The sequence below is a fragment of the Cytobacillus sp. S13-E01 genome (assembly GCF_029193815.1).
Lineage (GTDB): Bacteria > Bacillota > Bacilli > Bacillales > Bacillaceae_L > Bacillus_BV.
Map to the genome: position 1 here is coordinate 1 of NZ_JARFVC010000041.1, position 15,126 is coordinate 15,126.

Below are 15,126 nucleotides of genomic sequence, written 5' to 3' on the forward strand. Positions count from 1 at the left end.
CCTTCATTTAACAACTTACAAGGGTAGTAGTTTCAATTGGGCTTGTCAAGGAAAGCACTTGACAAGCCCAATTGAAACTACTAAATGGTCTGTAAGTTAAATGAAGGAGTTACTCTGATAACTCTGTTACCCTTAGGTTCAACCCACCGGCAATAAGATAGATCATTGTTATTAAGTTTTTAGTTGAACGGTATCCTCTTGCTTGTCGTTTGGCTGCTTGGATTAATCCGTTTGTTGCCTCAAGTATGCCATTATTGATACGACTCTTAAACCATTGAAGGATACCACCACGATGCTTGTGTACACTTTTGGCCACCTTCACCATATCAGGAATCTGGGATCGTCTTGCCCAAGAAAGCCATTCATCCAAATAGGCTTCTGCTTCGGAGACATCCTTTTGCCAGAACCGTTGAAATGCTACTTTCAGTTGATAGGCTTTCGCCGTCTTTAGGTCTTGATCCTTTAATTTAAGCAATGTTTCTTTTTGTTTCGTGTTTAAATTGTCTTCATTTTTTATCCATGCATACCGGCTATTTTTTAACTCGGGATGATCTTTTTGCTCTTTACGACGTGTTTCATCCACCGCCTCATTAATCATCTTCATGACATGAAATTTATCGAAGGTAAGGGAGGCTTTTGGGAACTGTTCTTCAGCCCCCTTGATAAAGGCTGGAGACATGTCAATACTGAATTCTTTAATATTATCGGGGTGGCCGCCATGAACCATTAAATCATGTTTAAATCCCTTTAATGTATGTTGATCTTTGCCCTCTGTAACAGAAATAACCTTACGCTCTTCAAGATCCATGAAGATAGAGACATATTCGTGCCCTCTTTTTCTGGATGTTTCATCAAATCCTACCTGCTTTACAGAGGAATAGTCTTCTCTTTCGCGTGCTTCATTTACATAATGATGAAGGATTGGCCAAAGAGTTGTATCATGTTCACCAACAAGATTTGCCACCTTTTTAACGGGCATAGCTTTCATTAGAAGGATGACGAACGCTTCAAAGTACACAGAGAAACCAGACCGTTCACGGGCCCAATTTGGTTTTATTGTTTTAGCAGATCCGTCACATTCTGGACAATCTGTACGTGGTAGTCTTGCATGAAGATAGGCTTGGTACTGAAAGAAATTTAAGTGTCTCCATGTTCGTTCACGTCCATGGTCATAAATACGGGCGGGATTGCCACAAGTAGAACACTCAAATTTGCTGCCTTTTACCGTTGAAGCATATATGTGTAATTCTTTATCATCGGGATTGAATTCTACATGATCTACTTTCCATCCAGGGCCCAAATTTAGTGCCATTTGTAATAACTCATTCTCTGTCATTTTTAAACTACCGCCTTATCAATTATATTGGTAGTATCATTGTTGACAGATTAATTCCATACTAAACTGCGATGAACCATCTTTTACTTCTTTTGTGATTTTTGTTATTGCAGCCTCTGTGATCTTGACCATAACAAACCTCCTCTTAGTTAAAAATGAACAAAAAGATCTGCAGAAACAGCTTCATTCAAGACCCATTTGATAGGTACTTGTTCAACTGGATAACGAAAACAAGTATGATCCTGAATATCTAAATCGACAACATAAAATTGAACACCCATTTCCACAGCAATTTCTAGTAGATTGTGAACAGAAGGAGCATTAAAATCTGCTAGCGCATTAGATAGATATTCTAACCCATCAGATGGAGTGGGAATATACTTTTCATCTAATATGTTTATCCCTTTCCGTGAAAAAGCTATAATTACTTCAGCACCAGAAGAGGCAGCTCCTACAGCAACATTTAATGGAGGTAATGCAGATTCTAATTCGTCATGAGAAGCTAATACAACCACTTTTTTTTAATCCATGATTGATAACCCCTTTCAATAACTTAATACAGCATCAGCCTGATAAGCTAATTCTAGAAAGGTAACAACACCTGCTAATTCAGCTCCATCAACTAACTCTAATCCATCGGCTATTAAAACATTCATCTGACAACCATACAATTTGATACCAGCATTTAAAGCGTCATGTAACAGTGATATAAGATCACCATGGGATCTATTCATTTTCTTTAGATAGCGTTTATCTAAGACCCTTGCACCATCAAGATCAAAGAAAATGGAAACTTCATTATTTTGTTTTACCATTTTTAGGGCTTCCTTTAGTACATAGGGCACATTTGAGCTTAACGATACGAAATAGATTAATTTCTTGTTCGTCATCCAGACCCCTTCTTTCTACAGCTATCCTAAACTATATTCTTACCTTAGACCTATAAAATATCGGTCCAGATTTTCACCGCAGTTGCTGCGATTAATACGGCTAAAATAACTTGTAATACCTTGGTATTTACCTTTTTGCCAGCCATCGCCCCTAGTGGTGATGCAATTAAACTCGCAATGACCATTATTAAGGCTGGGAAATAATCCACTTGTCCCGTTGTAATCTTTCCTACAGTTGCCCCAATTGAAGAGATAAATGTTATGGCTAAAGATGAGGCAATGGTCATTCTAGTAGGAATCTTTAATACGACTAACATGATTGGCACTAATAAAAACGCTCCTGCAGCACCTACAATCCCAGCCCCAATTCCAACAATTAATGCAAGGATTGCTGCTAGCCATTTATTAAACTTCACCTGATCAAGAGGGATATCATCAATACCTTTTTTAGGGATAAACATCATGACAGCAGCAATTAATGCTAGAATCCCATAGATTAGATTAATGCCACCCTCCGACATAAGTCTTGAACCATACGCTCCAATAAAACTACCGAGTAAGATACTAGCTCCCATATAACCTATTAGTTTTTTGTTTAAATAGCCTCCTTTACGGTATGCCCAAACACCACCAATAGTAGCAAAAAACACTTGAACAGCACTGATTCCAGAAACCTCATGGGCACTGAACGCAGCTAAGCCGAATAAAGGCGGTATATATAAAAGCATTGGATATTTTATGATTGACCCACCAATTCCTAGCATCCCAGAAACATACGAACCAACGAAACCAATTAAGAAAATTGTAATAATAAATCCAAAGTCCATTGTTATTCCTCCTTCAAGAAAAGGGAAACCATTCCGGTTCCCCTATTTTTTACCCTTTTTTAATCCAAAATTTTAAAACATCGTTTTCTTCTTCATGCTTTAAAAACTCATGACCTCCTGATTTAGCCCATGCAGTAAGATCATTTTTTGCACCCTTATCTGTTGCGTGAATCTCTAGGATTTGACCTGATTCAAGCTCATTGATTGCCTTTTTTGTTTTAACGATTGGCATTGGACATGCTAATCCTTTTGCATCTAATACTTTTGTTGCTTCCATTAGTAAAAACCTCCTAAAAGTTTTAAATTATCGAACCGCACAACGATTTGGTCCAATTTCCATTTCACGTTGTTTTTCATCATCAGGGTTAATTTTCCCCATATTTGTTTCACGAATTTCTTGATATGCATTTGGCTGAGGTGGTAGATTTTCCGTCACTAATTTTCTAAATTCATTTTCATCTTCAATGTTTAATCCATGATTTTTTGCAAACAAAGTACCTAATTTTTCAGCTACACTACCATCTTCATTCAATTCATCAATAATCATAAAGTGAGCCGGAAGCACAATTAGTTCTTCAGATAGATCTCTGTAACGAGAGTATAGACTTTCTCTTAAATCAGCTACCCAATCTTCCGCCATCCCTGCTAAATCTGGTCTTCCAATCGAATCGATGAATAGGATATCCCCTGAAAGTAAATATTTTTCATCAACTACAAAGGATGTTGATCCAATTGTATGGCCTGGAGAATATAATGCATGAATATTGATTGCTGTATTACCAATTGTCACATCAATCCCGTCTTCTAATGGTTGGTACTCAAATGTTACTTCTGTCGCATCCTTTGGAGGCAACCAGTATGTTGCAGTTGTTTTTTCAGCAATTGTACGTCCTCCTGAAATGTGATCGGCATGTAGGTGAGTATCAAATACATGTGTAATTTTTGCACCAATGCTTTCTGCAAATTCAAGATAGATATCAGTCATACGTGTAGCGTCAATGATTGCTGCCTCTCCGTTTGAAACAACCATGTAAGATAGACAACCTTTACCGATACGGACAAACTGATAGATTTCTCCTCCATCCTTCAAATCCCCAATTTTAACAGGTTCTAAATGTTCACTCCATGCTTTCATTCCACCCTTTAGATAAGAAACTGTTAATCCGGCTTCAGATAGCATATCCGCAACCATTTCAGAAGAACCTTCCTTTGCACATACAACCAATACTTCTTTATCGGTAGGAATCTTTTCCAAGATTCCCTCCACACCATCTAGTAATTCAAAATATGGAATATTAAAATATTCAAAGTTTTCTCCTTCAATTTTCCAGTCCTGAAAATCACTTTCATTACGAACATCTAAGATAAATAACTCTTCTTTATTAAATACTTTATTGGTTACTTCTTTTGCAGTCATTACATTTACTGTCATCTTTAATTACCCCCTATAGTATATTTTATAGTAAAAAAATATAAATTTTTTAAACCTTAAAACGTTAATGTTACATCTGCATCTTTAGCAAACTCTAAAAACGTGACAGCTCCACCAACTTCGATTCCATCAATAAATGCATCCTTTGCTAATCCCATAACATCCATTGTCATTTGACAACCAATAAACTTAACTCCTAATTCTTGTGCCATTGCAACCAACTCTGGAATAGCAGGGACATTAGCTTGTACGAATCCTTCTGCAAAATGTTCTTTACCTTCTGGCATTTGAAGTTGTTGATATGCTTCTTTGTGGATTAAATTTAATCCCTCAAACGTAAAGAAGATTGCTACTTCTTGATCAGTCGCTGCTGCTGCAGTTGCGATATTATACACTTTGTATGCATCAAATAATCCACCATTACTTGCGATAATTGCTACTTTTCTACTCATTTTTATTCCTCCTAATTTTTTAGTGTCATCATAATACTATTTGGATCATAGCCTATTATCCATTTACCATTAACCTCAGATTGGGGAACGCCCAATTGCCCTGTTTTTTCTACAAGTTGATGCATGATTTCAGGGTTTGTTTCAACATTTATTTCTTTAAATGGGATATTTTGTTCTGATAAAAAGTTCTTTAACATTACACAATACGGGCATCGTGTTGTTGTATATACAGTGATAGTATTCATTAGTTATACCTGCTTACTTTGCTAAACTATTCGTTTTCCCAGACCACCCACTCATACCTGGTACAACATTAACAACATGATTAAAACCTTGTTCAGCTAATTTTTGAGCTGCTAAATCACTACGATTTCCAGTGCGACATACCACAAATATCTCATCCTCTTTGTTTAATTCGTTTAGTCGATCTTCCAATTCACCTAAAGGAATAGAAATAGCATTTGGAATATGATTAAAAGCATATTCAGCAGCTTCTCTTACATCAAGCACAACAATGTTTTCACTGGTTTCTAGCTGCTTTTCAAGTTCGTCGTTACTTGCTACATTTGGATGCTTTCGTTCAATCGTTTCATCGCTAGAAGATTTTCTTAAATAATGTTTTAGCACGTCTCCTTCTTCTACTGTACCTAAATATTGGTGACCCGAACTTTGAGCCCACGCTTGAAGATCTGCCTTTGACCCTTTATCAGTTGCTTGAACCTCTAATACTTGACCTGATTCTAAATCATTCATAGCCTTTTTGGTTTTTACAATCGGCATAGGGCAAGCCAATCCTTTTGCATCTAATATTACGTTTGTTTTAATGTTTTCCATTTTAAAACCTCCTGTTTTTATACCTATTAGGGTATTTGTTAGATTAAAAAAATATACTATTCAACTTTACCTTCCCAAGAAAGCATGCCACCTGTCATATTAATAACATGAAATCCATAGCTTTCAAGAAAACGTGAAGCTTTACCACTTCTAGCACCTGAACGACAAACCATAATATACTCTTTCGATTTATCTAATTCATTTATACGAAACTCTAGTAATCCTAAAGGAATGTTTACAACTCCCGGAATTTTCCCAGCTGCAACTTCATCCACTTCTCTGACATCAATAATGTTTAAAGCTTTTTCTTTGTTGAGTAATTGCTCTACTTCTTTTGCTGTCATTCCTTTCATTATTAACCCTCCCTCCTATGGCTAATTATGACCAAGCACTCATACCACCTTTTACATTTGTAACTCGTTTAAACCCTTGTTTCTTCAATAATTTACTTGCCTTATTACTTCTCATTCCACTTTGGCAAATGACAACAACCTCTTTATCCTTTGATAATTCATTTACTTTTTGAGCTAACTGATGAAGTGGAATATTTTTAAAGCCTCGAATATTATTTGATCTAAACTCACCAGGTGTTCTAACATCAATAAATTGCTTACTTTTATCGTTAATTTCAGCTTTTAAATTTGTTGTCGTAATTTGCCTTACACCCTTTGTAGGTAAAAGACGCTGAATGAAAAATAAAATAACAAGTGCAGGAATGATATAATTTAAATACTCCATTTAATTTCCCTCCTTTTATGTAGGGGAAAAATCCCCTAAGGATGATGATTAGATAAATAAGTTAACATTGCCATCTTCAGCATCAGCTAGGTATGCTGCAACACCAGCATATTCAATGTTATCTAACAGTTCCTCTTGTTGTAGACCTAATAAATCCATTGTCATCGTACATGCTATTAACTTTACATCCTGTTCTTGTGCCATTGAAATTAACTCCGGTAAAGGCATCACGTTGTGCTTTTTCATGACGTTTTTAATCAATTTAGGACCCACCCCAGCAAAATTCATTTTCGATAGTCCCATTTTATCTACGCCTCTAGGCATCATTTTAGCAAACATTTTTTCCATAAAGCCTTTCTTCACTTGAATATTCTCATCTTTTCGTAAGGCATTTAATCCCCAAAAAGTATGAAAAATAACTACTTCATGATCGTAGGCAGCTGCACCATTTGCAATAATATAGGCTGCCATTGCTTTATCATAATCTCCACTTAATAGAACGATTGTTGTTTTTTTCTTTTCTGTCATGATGTTACCTCCTAATTGTTAATTCATTTAATATTACATATACGTGTATAGGTATTTAATTTTTGATAAAAAAATTACCCTTTTTTAATATAGAAAACAAAAACATCATCTACTTCTTTAGATTCAACTAGTTTATGTCCTGTAGAGGAAGCCCAAGCTGTTAAATCATTTTTTGCACCCTTATCAGTTGCAAGAACTTCTAGAATTTGACCTGATTCAAGATCCTCAATCGCCTTTTTTGTTTTTACAATTGGCATAGGACATGCTAAACCTTTTGCATCTAATACTTTATCTACTTTCATTTTTTTACCTCCATAAGTTTGTTTTGTATTACCTTTACCCCTAAGGGTATATTACTACGAGAAAAAAAGAATGTCAACCATCAAATTATTATCTACTTTTCACAAGTAGGTTGACCGCTTCTTTTATTAATTCATCAGCCTTTTCTCCTCTTTGTTCTGCTTCTAGAACACATTCAACTAGGTTTGAACTTACAATTACACCAACCGTTCTATCCACTGCGGAACGAACAGCAGATAATTGTGTAATAACCTCTTTACAATCTTTTTGCTCTTCCATCATTTTTAAAATTCCTCTAAGTTGACCTTCCATGCGCTTAACTCTATTTTTAATTTGATCATTATATTCCATAGGAATTCTCCTTTCTACAAGATAGTTTCTTTTTTATTTCGTGTTTACACTCACAATCAGTTAAAGTGTAACTCATTACTTTAAATCCTTTTCTTCTAAGGAAACGGATACTTATATTTTTTTCAAGATGATTAGCAGCTACAACATGAATTCTGTGACTATCTATTTCACCATAGTATCTTCTCAAATAACCAAGCGGAATATTGATGGCTACTTGAATTGGATCTTTATATGTCTCGTTGTAGTCTCTTACATCTAAAATATTTATTAAACCCGTATTATGGTTTATAGAATTAGTGCACTGAACTCCCCAAACGGGAAAATATCTTTGATATATGAATCCTATAATAGCAAGCAATATAATTATGAATAAAATCATTTTTGTACCTCATTCATTCAGAATTGATTACTGACAAGTTTTATAATATACCCTAATAGGTATATTGTCAACATATAATTTCTATAAAGGAAAAGCTGTTCTCAAAAAAATCATTTTTCATGACCTTTTGAGACAGCCGTTACTCTATGTCCATTTGAATAGCATAAATTACATCATTTAAAGAAATAACAGTTGAATTATACCCATTTTCCAGCATAAAGTTTTTCATTTTATCTGATGAAATCCTTTCATGAAGGGGTGGACCCATTTCAGAATCAACAGCTTCCCATTCAAGGATAACTAGCCTTCCATTAGGCTTTATAATTCGTTTAAACTCCTCTATTGCTTTTTCCATGTTGGGTATCTCATGCATGACAAACGCAACTACAGCTTTGTTTACACTATTTTCTTTAAGTTGTATATTTTCTAAATCACTTGCGATAAATTGAATATTGCTTACTCTCTCATTATGTGCTCGTTCATTCAACAACTCTAACATCTTTGGTTCAATATCGACAGCAAATACCATTTCATTTGTTTCCTTTGCCAATGGGATCGTAAAGTATCCATTCCCTGCACCTAAATCTGCTATAATGTCACTTTTTTGAATGTTAAGCATTTCTATTACTTGTTCTGGATTTATAAGTTTCATCCGTTTTGGATCAATTAATTTTTGTGCTTTTTCAGGTTTAAATCGGTGCCCAACCATATAAATTTCATCTCCTATCGTTTTCTGATGAAAAACGTTCTTTTAATACTTTTAGAGCAGTTTTTTCATTTTGAATTTCAGTTGCAGTACGAACACCTAATTTCCTTATGATGGGTAAGGGTGGGCACCATCCTTGTAAAGAATGTTGTATCATAAACACACTTGCAATGCCTGACAGTGTTATCCATCTTTTATTAAACAAGCCTAATATAGAAGTTAATAAAACAATACTTGCAAAGTTAATTTCCAAAACCCTTTCTGTATCCCATTCAAAATCTAATTCCTTTATACGGGTATCTATCTCTTCTTTATTTTTCCCATAGAAATTTTTGATATTATTTTCTGTCTTTTGTTGAATTCGATTATTTATTTCAGCTTTTGTATTCATGTTTACTTTAGTTGTTGTTGGCGGGAATAAATGCTTTATATTAACCATTTCTTACCTCCGGATTTGTTTTCCTTTGTAATACAGGATAACACAGGGGAAATTTACCCATTGAAAAATTCTAACTATCCATTATAATTCATAGTATAGCAATAGGAATTAAAGGAATAAGAAGGAGGAATTTTATCATGGGTTTTTTAAATAGACTTTTGGCTGAAAAATGCCCTAAATGCAATAAACGTTTAGAAACTAATCGTTCAAATATATTAAAATCACTTGTGATTAAATCATGTCCTGATAGTCATTTTCAAAAAGAATATCATCCTGCTTTTGAAACATATATAGAAAGTGATAAAGTTAGTTAAAGTAAAATATCCGACCAAATTTTTATTGATGTAGCTAATATAAGAATTGCCAAAATCCATTGTAGGATTTTGGTGTTTACTTTTTTTCCAACATTAGCACCTAATGGGGAAGCGATTAAGCTTGCAACTACCATAATTAGTGCCGGAAAGTATTCAACCTGACCTGTTGTTATTTTTCCAACGGTCGCACCAATAGATGAAATAAAAGTTATAGCTAACGAAGATGCAATCGTCATTCGGGTTGGGATTTTTAATACCACAAGCATAATTGGAACCAATATAAAAGCACCAGCAGCACCGACTATACCTGCGCCAATCCCAACTACTAAAGCAAGGATTGCAGCAAGCCACTTGTTAAATTTCACTTGATCTAAAGGAATATCATCAATACCTTTTTTAGGTAAAAACATCATTACTACAGCAATCAAAGCTAAAACTCCATAGACTAAATTAATTCCACCCTCAGTCATTATCTTTGAACCATATCCACCAACAAAACTTCCGATTAGTATTGTAATTCCCATATAAATAATTAATGTTTTATTTAAATATCCACCTTTTCTATAGGCCCATACCCCACCTATTGTGGCAAAAAACACTTGCACGGCACTGATGCCAGAAACTTCATGAGCGCTAAATGCCGCTAATCCAAACAGGGGTGGAATGTATAAAAGCATCGGATATTTAATGATGGATCCGCCAATTCCAACCATCCCAGAAATAAAGGAGCCTATAAAACCAATTAAAAAAATGACCACAATAAAAAAGAAGTCCATTATATCCCTCCAATAAAAAGAGAAGGTAACTGTGACAGTTACCTCTCACATTACTTAGCCTTTTCTCAACCAAAATTTTAGTACGCCATTTTCTTCTTCATCTTTTATTAACTCATGACCACCCGACTGTGCCCATGCAGTTAAATCATTTTTAGCACCTTTATCTGTGGCATGTACCTCCAGTATTTCTCCTGAATTTAAGTTATCCATTTCCTTTTTCGTCTTAACAATCGGCATGGGGCATGCTAGTCCTTTAGCATCTAAAACCTTAACTGATTCCATTGAATGTTCCTCCTTTTTTACCTAACTGCACAACGGTTTGGCCCAATTTCCATCTCTCTTTGTTGTTCTTCTTCTGGTGAAATCTTACCCATATTTGTTTCACGAATTTCTTGATAAGAATTTGGCTGAGGTGGTAAGTTTTCTGTTACTGTTTTTCTAAATTCGCCTTCATCATCAATATTTAATCCATGGTTTTGTCGATACAGTTCACCAAGTTTTTTAGCTATGCTTCCATCATCATTCATCTCTTTTATACTCATATAATGTGCAGGCAATACAAGCAACTCATCTGCAAGTTCCTTATATCGTTTGTATAGTGTCGTTCTTAAATCCCCTACCCAATCTTCAGCTTTTCCTGCTAGATCAGGACGACCAATTGAATCAATAAATAAAATATCCCCTGTCAATAAATATTGATCATCAATTATAAACGAGGTACTTCCAATAGTATGCCCAGGAGAGTATATTGCTTTTATCAATGTATCCCCTACTTTATACTCATCACCATCATTTATGGCATGATAGTCAAATGTGACTTCCCCAGCATCTTTTGGTGGCAGATAATAAGTTGCACCATGCTTTTCAGCAATATCTCGACCGCCTGATATATGGTCAGCATGTAAATGAGTATCTAACACATGTGTTAAATTAATGTTATGTTGCTTGATCATATCCTCATATGGTGATAGAATCCGATTCGTATCAATCAATGCGCCTTCTCCATTTGATTCAATGAGGTAAGAGAGACAACCTTTTCCGATACGAACAAATTGATATAAACTTCCTCCATTTTTCAAGTCACCAAGCTTTATTGGCTCAAGGTGTTCACTCCATGCCTTCATTCCGCCTTCAACTGAGTAAACATCTATAAAACCATGTTCAATTATTTGTTCGGCAACAAATTCTGATGCTCCCCCTTTAGCACAAATAACATAAATTTCTTTGCTCTTTGGTAGCTTATCTAAAATTGAATCTACTCCTTCTAATAACTCAACGTAAGGGGAGTTGATTACTTCAATATTCCGTCCTTCTATTTTCCAATCGTCAAAATCACTTGTATTACGGGTATCAAGAATGAAAAGGTCTTCATGGTTGATCACTTTTTGGGCTAACTCTTTAACAGATATTGTTTTTAAAGCTGTTGTCGTTCCCATAGTGTCCTCCTTTTTATTTTTCTAAGAGTTCAGAAAGAGTCTCTGGATCAAATCCAAGAACCCATTCCCCATTAATTTCTATTTGTGGAACTCCCATTTGCCCAGTTGTTTCAACGAGTTTATCTCCAGCTGCCTGATCTTCCTGCACATTTACTTCTTTAAATTCTATACCTTGTTCATCTAAAAAGTTTTTTACCATTACACAATATGGGCAAGTGTTTGTTGTATAAACAGTAACTTCCTTATTCATAAAATTTTCACTCCTTTAGAACGTAAGGGTCACATCAGCATCTTTAGCAAACGCTAGAAATGTCACCGCTCCCCCTACATCTATTCCCTCAATAAAATGTTCCTTTTCTAAACTCATAACATCCATTGTCATTTGGCAAGCAATTATTTTTACACCCATTTCAATTCCCATGGAAACAAGCTCTTCTACAGGTGGAACATTCGCTTTTTTAAATCCTTCTTGGAAATGCTCCTTTCCGGCAGGCATAGGTAAATTTTTATGCCCTTCTTTATGAATGAGATTTAGCCCTTCAAAAGTGAAAAAAATCTGAACTTCTGCATCTGTTGCAGCAGCTGCTGTAGCAATATTAAAAACTTTATAAGCATCAAACATGCCGCCATTTGAGGCAATAATTGCAACCTTCATTCCAATTCCTCCTTAATTAATGATTTTTATCAGTAGGCCCAGTCCATTCCTTCATACCAGGAACAACATTTTGAACATTTTTAAATCCTTTTTCAGTTAATTTTTGTGCAGCAAAATCACTACGATTTCCTGTTCTACAAATAATATGGAGATTTTCAGCATTATTTAATTCTTCAAATCGCTCCTCTAGTTCACCAAGGGGAATATTAATAGCACCTGGAATATGTCCAAATGCATATTCAGCTGGCTCTCTAACATCTAATACTGTGAAGTTTTCATTACCTTCAATTTGTTTCAAAAGATCATCCAAGCTTACAATATGAGGATGTTTTGTTTCTGCTTTCTCTTCTTCTTCACTAGCTTTACGGAGATAGTGCTTTAATGTATCTCCTTCTTCCACTGTACCTAAATATTGGTGCCCCGTGCTATCAGCCCAAGCTTTTAAATCAGCTGTTGACCCTTTGTCAGTTGCTTGAATTTCCATAACTAGTCCAGGTTCAAGTGTAGTCATCTCTTTTTTTGTTTTTACAATTGGCATAGGACATGCTAATCCTTTAGCATCTAATACTTTATTTACAGTAACATCCATACTTTCCCTCCTTTCATCATTATTATCTTTCCAAGTCATCTTTCCATTCCGACATACCGCCTACCATATTTTTCACCTTAAATCCCTTATCTTTCAAAAACTCAGCAGCCCGTCCACTTCGGTTACCTGAGCGACATACTAAAATATGTTCCTTATCTGATTCAATTTCATGAAGTCGTTCTTCAAGCTCACCTAAAGGAATATGACGCGCCCCAGGAATTTTACCTTGTTCAACTTCTTCATGCTCTCGAACATCTATGATGCTTGATACTTTGCCTTCTTTAATTTTATTAGAGACTTGTTCTGGTAATATCTCTTCAACAAATAATTTTGTACTCATATTTGCTCACTCCCTATTGTTAACTAATACTATCTAGAGTATTTTTCGTATTTTTCATTTTAATATGAGCATCTCTCTTCTCCATTTAAACCCATCTTTAAAAAGCATTATCGGTAATAATAAATTTAAAAGAGACCCTGCTATTTATAGGGCCTCTTTTACATAGGATTTATTAATCGCTTTTTCAATTGTGCTCTGAAACCAATAAATGATTATTGCAAAACTAATAAACATCATTAAGATATAATGTTGCTTAAAATGAATTAGACGAAATACCCTCATTCTTTGGAAAAGATGAGTTAAGGGATAGGAAAATATCCAGTCCAGAATAAAGTTTGTTCCTAGATATTTAAAGAAATTGCCGTAAGAATATTTAAAAACCCATAAAGTTCCAACAAAAAATGTGCTTAAGACAAATGACATATTTGTAGTTAAGTCTGGTATTAGATTGATTTTTACTTTCCACCATCGTCTTGACTCCGCAATCTCACTTATCAAAGCTAATAAGAGTGACACAAAAGTTGCTGATGGCAAATAACGAGAAAAATCCCTCTTTCCCATAAAAGGGAGACTTAAGAGTGGAATTATTAGTAATCCCCACATAATATTCCGAATACCTTTCATCTTAACCCATCCTTTTTCCATTAATTAAAAGTTTATAATTTTTAGAATGCCATCATCTTCTAAATATAGAAGAGGGAATAAAATCCAAAATTTGATTCTACCCCCTCTTCTATCTTATGCACTTTTATTAATACAACCAATCAAACGGTCCTCAATACCTTTTGCAAGCTTTATGATTTCATCATTATTCACAAGATTAATAAGTGCTGTTGGTCTAGGCATCCCTATCTTAGTTTGCCCATTGTCACTGTAAACAACAATTTTACATGGTAAAAAATACCCCACTAATAAGTTTTCATTTAAGACTCTCTGAGCTTCATGTGGATTACAGACCTCTAAGACCTTATATTCCTGATTAAAATCTAGTCCCTTCTCTTGAAGTTTGTCTTTGATATCAAACATCCACAAAACGCCAAATTTCTCTTCTTTCAAATTAGTTTCTAAACTTGTTACTGCTTCATTAATACTCTTTTTTGTTTCAACGGTATAGTCAAACATTTTTTATCCTCCTTAAAATTTAATGTTTTTAGCAATTATTGCATAAATTGATTGATTTAAATGCACAAGTTTTGGATGAAAGCCGTTTTGTTCTAATAACTTTTTCATGGTTATAGACGGTACTTTCTGTTCTATTGAAGGTCCTATCTCTGATTCCACCGCTTCCCATTCTAACAATACAAACATTCCACCTGGCTTTATAATCCTACGAATTTCTCCTAGTGCAGCTTTTATATCAGGTACTTCATGTATGACAAAAGCTATTAACGCTTTATCTACAATATTCTTTTCCAATTTTATATCCTCAAGATTACTTTCAACATACCTGATATTACTTATGTTCTCCTTTTCTGCACGTTCCATTAATAATTTCAACATCCTGGGTTCAATATCTACAGCATAAACCATCTTAGATTTTTTCGTTAGTGAAAGTGTAAAATAGCCGTTACCCGCACCTAGATCAGCGACATTTTCAAACTCTTCAAGTTCTAATAATTCCAATGCCTTATTGGGTGTTATAAGCTTTTTTCTCTTTGGATCAAAGAGCCTATATGCTCTATTTGGATCAGTTCGATGAGACAGAATCATCCCCCCTTCCATTATATACGTATACCTGTAACGGTATATGTTAATTATAAAATGAGTAATAAGATACTACAAGCCTTAAGTTTGGTCTTTGTCG

The 15,126-nt window shown here is 34.8% G+C and carries 28 protein-coding genes; 1 reads left to right on the forward strand and 27 read right to left on the reverse strand.

What is annotated here, in order from left to right; all coding sequences use genetic code 11:
* Positions 1-109: 109 nt before the first annotated feature.
* From PY093_RS18450 to PY093_RS18530, 17 genes are all read right to left on the reverse strand, one after another.
* A complete protein-coding gene (locus PY093_RS18450) occupies positions 110-1,336 on the reverse strand; it encodes an ISL3 family transposase (RefSeq protein WP_275647281.1) in 1,227 nt (408 codons plus the stop codon).
* A 149-nt stretch (positions 1,337-1,485) separates the two neighbouring features.
* Entirely contained in the window at positions 1,486-1,851 is a 366-nt protein-coding gene (locus tag PY093_RS18455) for a peroxiredoxin family protein (protein WP_275647282.1), read from the reverse strand.
* Positions 1,852-1,881: 30 nt separating this feature from the next.
* Positions 1,882-2,226, reverse strand: coding sequence for a DsrE family protein (locus tag PY093_RS18460; protein ID WP_275647283.1), 345 nt, complete (start codon positions 2,224-2,226; stop codon positions 1,882-1,884).
* A gap of 50 nt (positions 2,227-2,276) precedes the next feature.
* Entirely contained in the window at positions 2,277-3,053 is a 777-nt protein-coding gene (locus tag PY093_RS18465) for a sulfite exporter TauE/SafE family protein (RefSeq protein ID WP_275647284.1), read from the reverse strand.
* Between the two features lie 49 nt (positions 3,054-3,102).
* Positions 3,103-3,330, reverse strand: coding sequence for a sulfurtransferase TusA family protein (locus PY093_RS18470; RefSeq protein ID WP_275647285.1), 228 nt, complete (start codon positions 3,328-3,330; stop codon positions 3,103-3,105).
* A gap of 27 nt (positions 3,331-3,357) precedes the next feature.
* The gene (locus PY093_RS18475) at positions 3,358-4,485 is read right to left on the reverse strand and encodes an MBL fold metallo-hydrolase (RefSeq protein ID WP_275647286.1); all 1,128 of its coding nucleotides are present in this window, start codon (positions 4,483-4,485) and stop codon (positions 3,358-3,360) included.
* Positions 4,486-4,541: 56 nt separating this feature from the next.
* Positions 4,542-4,937, reverse strand: a complete 396-nt coding sequence (locus tag PY093_RS18480) for a DsrE/DsrF/DrsH-like family protein (protein WP_275647287.1) — start codon at positions 4,935-4,937, stop codon at positions 4,542-4,544.
* Between the two features lie 11 nt (positions 4,938-4,948).
* Positions 4,949-5,182: a glutaredoxin family protein gene (locus tag PY093_RS18485; RefSeq protein WP_275647288.1), complete on the reverse strand. Its 234-nt coding sequence runs from the start codon at positions 5,180-5,182 to the stop codon at positions 4,949-4,951.
* Positions 5,183-5,195: 13 nt separating this feature from the next.
* On the reverse strand, positions 5,196-5,771 hold the full coding sequence (locus tag PY093_RS18490; RefSeq protein WP_275647289.1) for a sulfurtransferase TusA family protein: 576 nt from the start codon (positions 5,769-5,771) through the stop codon (positions 5,196-5,198).
* 56 nt (positions 5,772-5,827) lie between these two features.
* Positions 5,828-6,124 carry a rhodanese-like domain-containing protein gene (locus PY093_RS18495; RefSeq protein ID WP_275647290.1) on the reverse strand — a complete coding sequence of 99 codons (297 nt, stop codon included), beginning with the start codon at positions 6,122-6,124 and terminating at the stop codon, positions 5,828-5,830.
* Between the two features lie 25 nt (positions 6,125-6,149).
* Positions 6,150-6,509, reverse strand: coding sequence for a rhodanese-like domain-containing protein (locus PY093_RS18500; protein ID WP_275647291.1), 360 nt, complete (start codon positions 6,507-6,509; stop codon positions 6,150-6,152).
* Positions 6,510-6,557: 48 nt separating this feature from the next.
* A complete protein-coding gene (locus tag PY093_RS18505; RefSeq protein ID WP_275647292.1) occupies positions 6,558-7,037 on the reverse strand; it encodes a DsrE/DsrF/DrsH-like family protein in 480 nt (159 codons plus the stop codon).
* Positions 7,038-7,111: 74 nt separating this feature from the next.
* Positions 7,112-7,339 carry a sulfurtransferase TusA family protein gene (locus tag PY093_RS18510; protein WP_275647293.1) on the reverse strand — a complete coding sequence of 76 codons (228 nt, stop codon included), beginning with the start codon at positions 7,337-7,339 and terminating at the stop codon, positions 7,112-7,114.
* Positions 7,340-7,427: 88 nt separating this feature from the next.
* The gene (locus tag PY093_RS18515; RefSeq protein WP_275647294.1) at positions 7,428-7,688 is read right to left on the reverse strand and encodes a metal-sensitive transcriptional regulator; all 261 of its coding nucleotides are present in this window, start codon (positions 7,686-7,688) and stop codon (positions 7,428-7,430) included.
* On the reverse strand, positions 7,678-8,067 hold the full coding sequence (locus PY093_RS18520; protein ID WP_275647295.1) for a rhodanese-like domain-containing protein: 390 nt from the start codon (positions 8,065-8,067) through the stop codon (positions 7,678-7,680). Before PY093_RS18520 ends, PY093_RS18515 begins: the two co-directional genes overlap by 11 nt.
* Before the next feature lie 139 nt (positions 8,068-8,206).
* Complete coding sequence (locus tag PY093_RS18525; RefSeq protein WP_275647296.1) at positions 8,207-8,776, reverse strand: class I SAM-dependent methyltransferase; 570 nt, start codon at positions 8,774-8,776, stop codon at positions 8,207-8,209.
* Between the two features lie 7 nt (positions 8,777-8,783).
* A complete protein-coding gene (locus tag PY093_RS18530; RefSeq protein WP_275647297.1) occupies positions 8,784-9,212 on the reverse strand; it encodes a DUF2892 domain-containing protein in 429 nt (142 codons plus the stop codon).
* Positions 9,213-9,349: 137 nt separating this feature from the next.
* Here PY093_RS18530 and PY093_RS18535 point away from each other — a divergent pair, with 137 nt between their 5' ends.
* Positions 9,350-9,526, forward strand: coding sequence for a hypothetical protein (locus PY093_RS18535; RefSeq protein ID WP_275647298.1), 177 nt, complete (start codon positions 9,350-9,352; stop codon positions 9,524-9,526).
* Here PY093_RS18535 and PY093_RS18540 read toward each other — a convergent pair.
* From PY093_RS18540 to PY093_RS18585, 10 genes are all read right to left on the reverse strand, one after another.
* Positions 9,523-10,302 carry a sulfite exporter TauE/SafE family protein gene (locus tag PY093_RS18540; RefSeq protein WP_275647299.1) on the reverse strand — a complete coding sequence of 260 codons (780 nt, stop codon included), beginning with the start codon at positions 10,300-10,302 and terminating at the stop codon, positions 9,523-9,525. The genes PY093_RS18535 and PY093_RS18540 overlap by 4 nt on opposite strands.
* 54 nt (positions 10,303-10,356) lie before the next feature.
* Positions 10,357-10,584, reverse strand: coding sequence for a sulfurtransferase TusA family protein (locus tag PY093_RS18545; RefSeq protein WP_275647300.1), 228 nt, complete (start codon positions 10,582-10,584; stop codon positions 10,357-10,359).
* Positions 10,585-10,601: 17 nt separating this feature from the next.
* On the reverse strand, positions 10,602-11,738 hold the full coding sequence (locus PY093_RS18550; RefSeq protein WP_275647301.1) for an MBL fold metallo-hydrolase: 1,137 nt from the start codon (positions 11,736-11,738) through the stop codon (positions 10,602-10,604).
* Between the two features lie 13 nt (positions 11,739-11,751).
* Positions 11,752-11,988, reverse strand: a complete 237-nt coding sequence (locus PY093_RS18555) for a glutaredoxin family protein (RefSeq protein ID WP_275647302.1) — start codon at positions 11,986-11,988, stop codon at positions 11,752-11,754.
* Between the two features lie 15 nt (positions 11,989-12,003).
* Positions 12,004-12,393 carry a DsrE/DsrF/DrsH-like family protein gene (locus tag PY093_RS18560; protein WP_275647303.1) on the reverse strand — a complete coding sequence of 130 codons (390 nt, stop codon included), beginning with the start codon at positions 12,391-12,393 and terminating at the stop codon, positions 12,004-12,006.
* 16 nt (positions 12,394-12,409) lie between these two features.
* A complete protein-coding gene (locus tag PY093_RS18565) occupies positions 12,410-12,982 on the reverse strand; it encodes a sulfurtransferase TusA family protein (RefSeq protein WP_275647304.1) in 573 nt (190 codons plus the stop codon).
* Between the two features lie 22 nt (positions 12,983-13,004).
* Entirely contained in the window at positions 13,005-13,322 is a 318-nt protein-coding gene (locus PY093_RS18570) for a rhodanese-like domain-containing protein (RefSeq protein WP_275647305.1), read from the reverse strand.
* Between the two features lie 144 nt (positions 13,323-13,466).
* On the reverse strand, positions 13,467-13,946 hold the full coding sequence (locus tag PY093_RS18575) for a hypothetical protein (RefSeq protein WP_275647306.1): 480 nt from the start codon (positions 13,944-13,946) through the stop codon (positions 13,467-13,469).
* Positions 13,947-14,060: 114 nt separating this feature from the next.
* The gene (locus tag PY093_RS18580) at positions 14,061-14,444 is read right to left on the reverse strand and encodes a DUF302 domain-containing protein (RefSeq protein WP_275647307.1); all 384 of its coding nucleotides are present in this window, start codon (positions 14,442-14,444) and stop codon (positions 14,061-14,063) included.
* Between the two features lie 12 nt (positions 14,445-14,456).
* Positions 14,457-15,032, reverse strand: a complete 576-nt coding sequence (locus tag PY093_RS18585) for a class I SAM-dependent methyltransferase (protein ID WP_275647308.1) — start codon at positions 15,030-15,032, stop codon at positions 14,457-14,459.
* Positions 15,033-15,126 lie beyond the last annotated feature (94 nt).

What these genes read in the sequence shown, in the direction of transcription:
- PY093_RS18450 (WP_275647281.1), bottom strand. Translation starts at nt 1,336, where the DNA reads ATGACAGAGAATGAGTTATTACAAATGGCACTAAATTTGGGCCCTGGA.
- PY093_RS18460 (WP_275647283.1), bottom strand. Translation starts at nt 2,226, where the DNA reads ATGACGAACAAGAAATTAATCTATTTCGTATCGTTAAGCTCAAATGTG.
- PY093_RS18465 (WP_275647284.1), bottom strand. Translation starts at nt 3,053, where the DNA reads ATGGACTTTGGATTTATTATTACAATTTTCTTAATTGGTTTCGTTGGT.
- PY093_RS18470 (WP_275647285.1), bottom strand. Translation starts at nt 3,330, where the DNA reads ATGGAAGCAACAAAAGTATTAGATGCAAAAGGATTAGCATGTCCAATG.
- PY093_RS18475 (WP_275647286.1), bottom strand. Translation starts at nt 4,485, where the DNA reads ATGACAGTAAATGTAATGACTGCAAAAGAAGTAACCAATAAAGTATTT.
- PY093_RS18480 (WP_275647287.1), bottom strand. Translation starts at nt 4,937, where the DNA reads ATGAGTAGAAAAGTAGCAATTATCGCAAGTAATGGTGGATTATTTGAT.
- PY093_RS18485 (WP_275647288.1), bottom strand. Translation starts at nt 5,182, where the DNA reads ATGAATACTATCACTGTATATACAACAACACGATGCCCGTATTGTGTA.
- PY093_RS18490 (WP_275647289.1), bottom strand. Translation starts at nt 5,771, where the DNA reads ATGGAAAACATTAAAACAAACGTAATATTAGATGCAAAAGGATTGGCT.
- PY093_RS18495 (WP_275647290.1), bottom strand. Translation starts at nt 6,124, where the DNA reads ATGAAAGGAATGACAGCAAAAGAAGTAGAGCAATTACTCAACAAAGAA.
- PY093_RS18500 (WP_275647291.1), bottom strand. Translation starts at nt 6,509, where the DNA reads ATGGAGTATTTAAATTATATCATTCCTGCACTTGTTATTTTATTTTTC.
- PY093_RS18505 (WP_275647292.1), bottom strand. Translation starts at nt 7,037, where the DNA reads ATGACAGAAAAGAAAAAAACAACAATCGTTCTATTAAGTGGAGATTAT.
- PY093_RS18510 (WP_275647293.1), bottom strand. Translation starts at nt 7,339, where the DNA reads ATGAAAGTAGATAAAGTATTAGATGCAAAAGGTTTAGCATGTCCTATG.
- PY093_RS18515 (WP_275647294.1), bottom strand. Translation starts at nt 7,688, where the DNA reads ATGGAATATAATGATCAAATTAAAAATAGAGTTAAGCGCATGGAAGGT.
- PY093_RS18520 (WP_275647295.1), bottom strand. Translation starts at nt 8,067, where the DNA reads ATGATTTTATTCATAATTATATTGCTTGCTATTATAGGATTCATATAT.
- PY093_RS18525 (WP_275647296.1), bottom strand. Translation starts at nt 8,776, where the DNA reads ATGGTTGGGCACCGATTTAAACCTGAAAAAGCACAAAAATTAATTGAT.
- PY093_RS18530 (WP_275647297.1), bottom strand. Translation starts at nt 9,212, where the DNA reads ATGGTTAATATAAAGCATTTATTCCCGCCAACAACAACTAAAGTAAAC.
- PY093_RS18535 (WP_275647298.1), top strand. Translation starts at nt 9,350, where the DNA reads ATGGGTTTTTTAAATAGACTTTTGGCTGAAAAATGCCCTAAATGCAAT.
- PY093_RS18540 (WP_275647299.1), bottom strand. Translation starts at nt 10,302, where the DNA reads ATGGACTTCTTTTTTATTGTGGTCATTTTTTTAATTGGTTTTATAGGC.
- PY093_RS18545 (WP_275647300.1), bottom strand. Translation starts at nt 10,584, where the DNA reads ATGGAATCAGTTAAGGTTTTAGATGCTAAAGGACTAGCATGCCCCATG.
- PY093_RS18550 (WP_275647301.1), bottom strand. Translation starts at nt 11,738, where the DNA reads ATGGGAACGACAACAGCTTTAAAAACAATATCTGTTAAAGAGTTAGCC.
- PY093_RS18555 (WP_275647302.1), bottom strand. Translation starts at nt 11,988, where the DNA reads ATGAATAAGGAAGTTACTGTTTATACAACAAACACTTGCCCATATTGT.
- PY093_RS18560 (WP_275647303.1), bottom strand. Translation starts at nt 12,393, where the DNA reads ATGAAGGTTGCAATTATTGCCTCAAATGGCGGCATGTTTGATGCTTAT.
- PY093_RS18565 (WP_275647304.1), bottom strand. Translation starts at nt 12,982, where the DNA reads ATGGATGTTACTGTAAATAAAGTATTAGATGCTAAAGGATTAGCATGT.
- PY093_RS18570 (WP_275647305.1), bottom strand. Translation starts at nt 13,322, where the DNA reads ATGAGTACAAAATTATTTGTTGAAGAGATATTACCAGAACAAGTCTCT.
- PY093_RS18575 (WP_275647306.1), bottom strand. Translation starts at nt 13,946, where the DNA reads ATGAAAGGTATTCGGAATATTATGTGGGGATTACTAATAATTCCACTC.
- PY093_RS18580 (WP_275647307.1), bottom strand. Translation starts at nt 14,444, where the DNA reads ATGTTTGACTATACCGTTGAAACAAAAAAGAGTATTAATGAAGCAGTA.
- PY093_RS18585 (WP_275647308.1), bottom strand. Translation starts at nt 15,032, where the DNA reads ATGATTCTGTCTCATCGAACTGATCCAAATAGAGCATATAGGCTCTTT.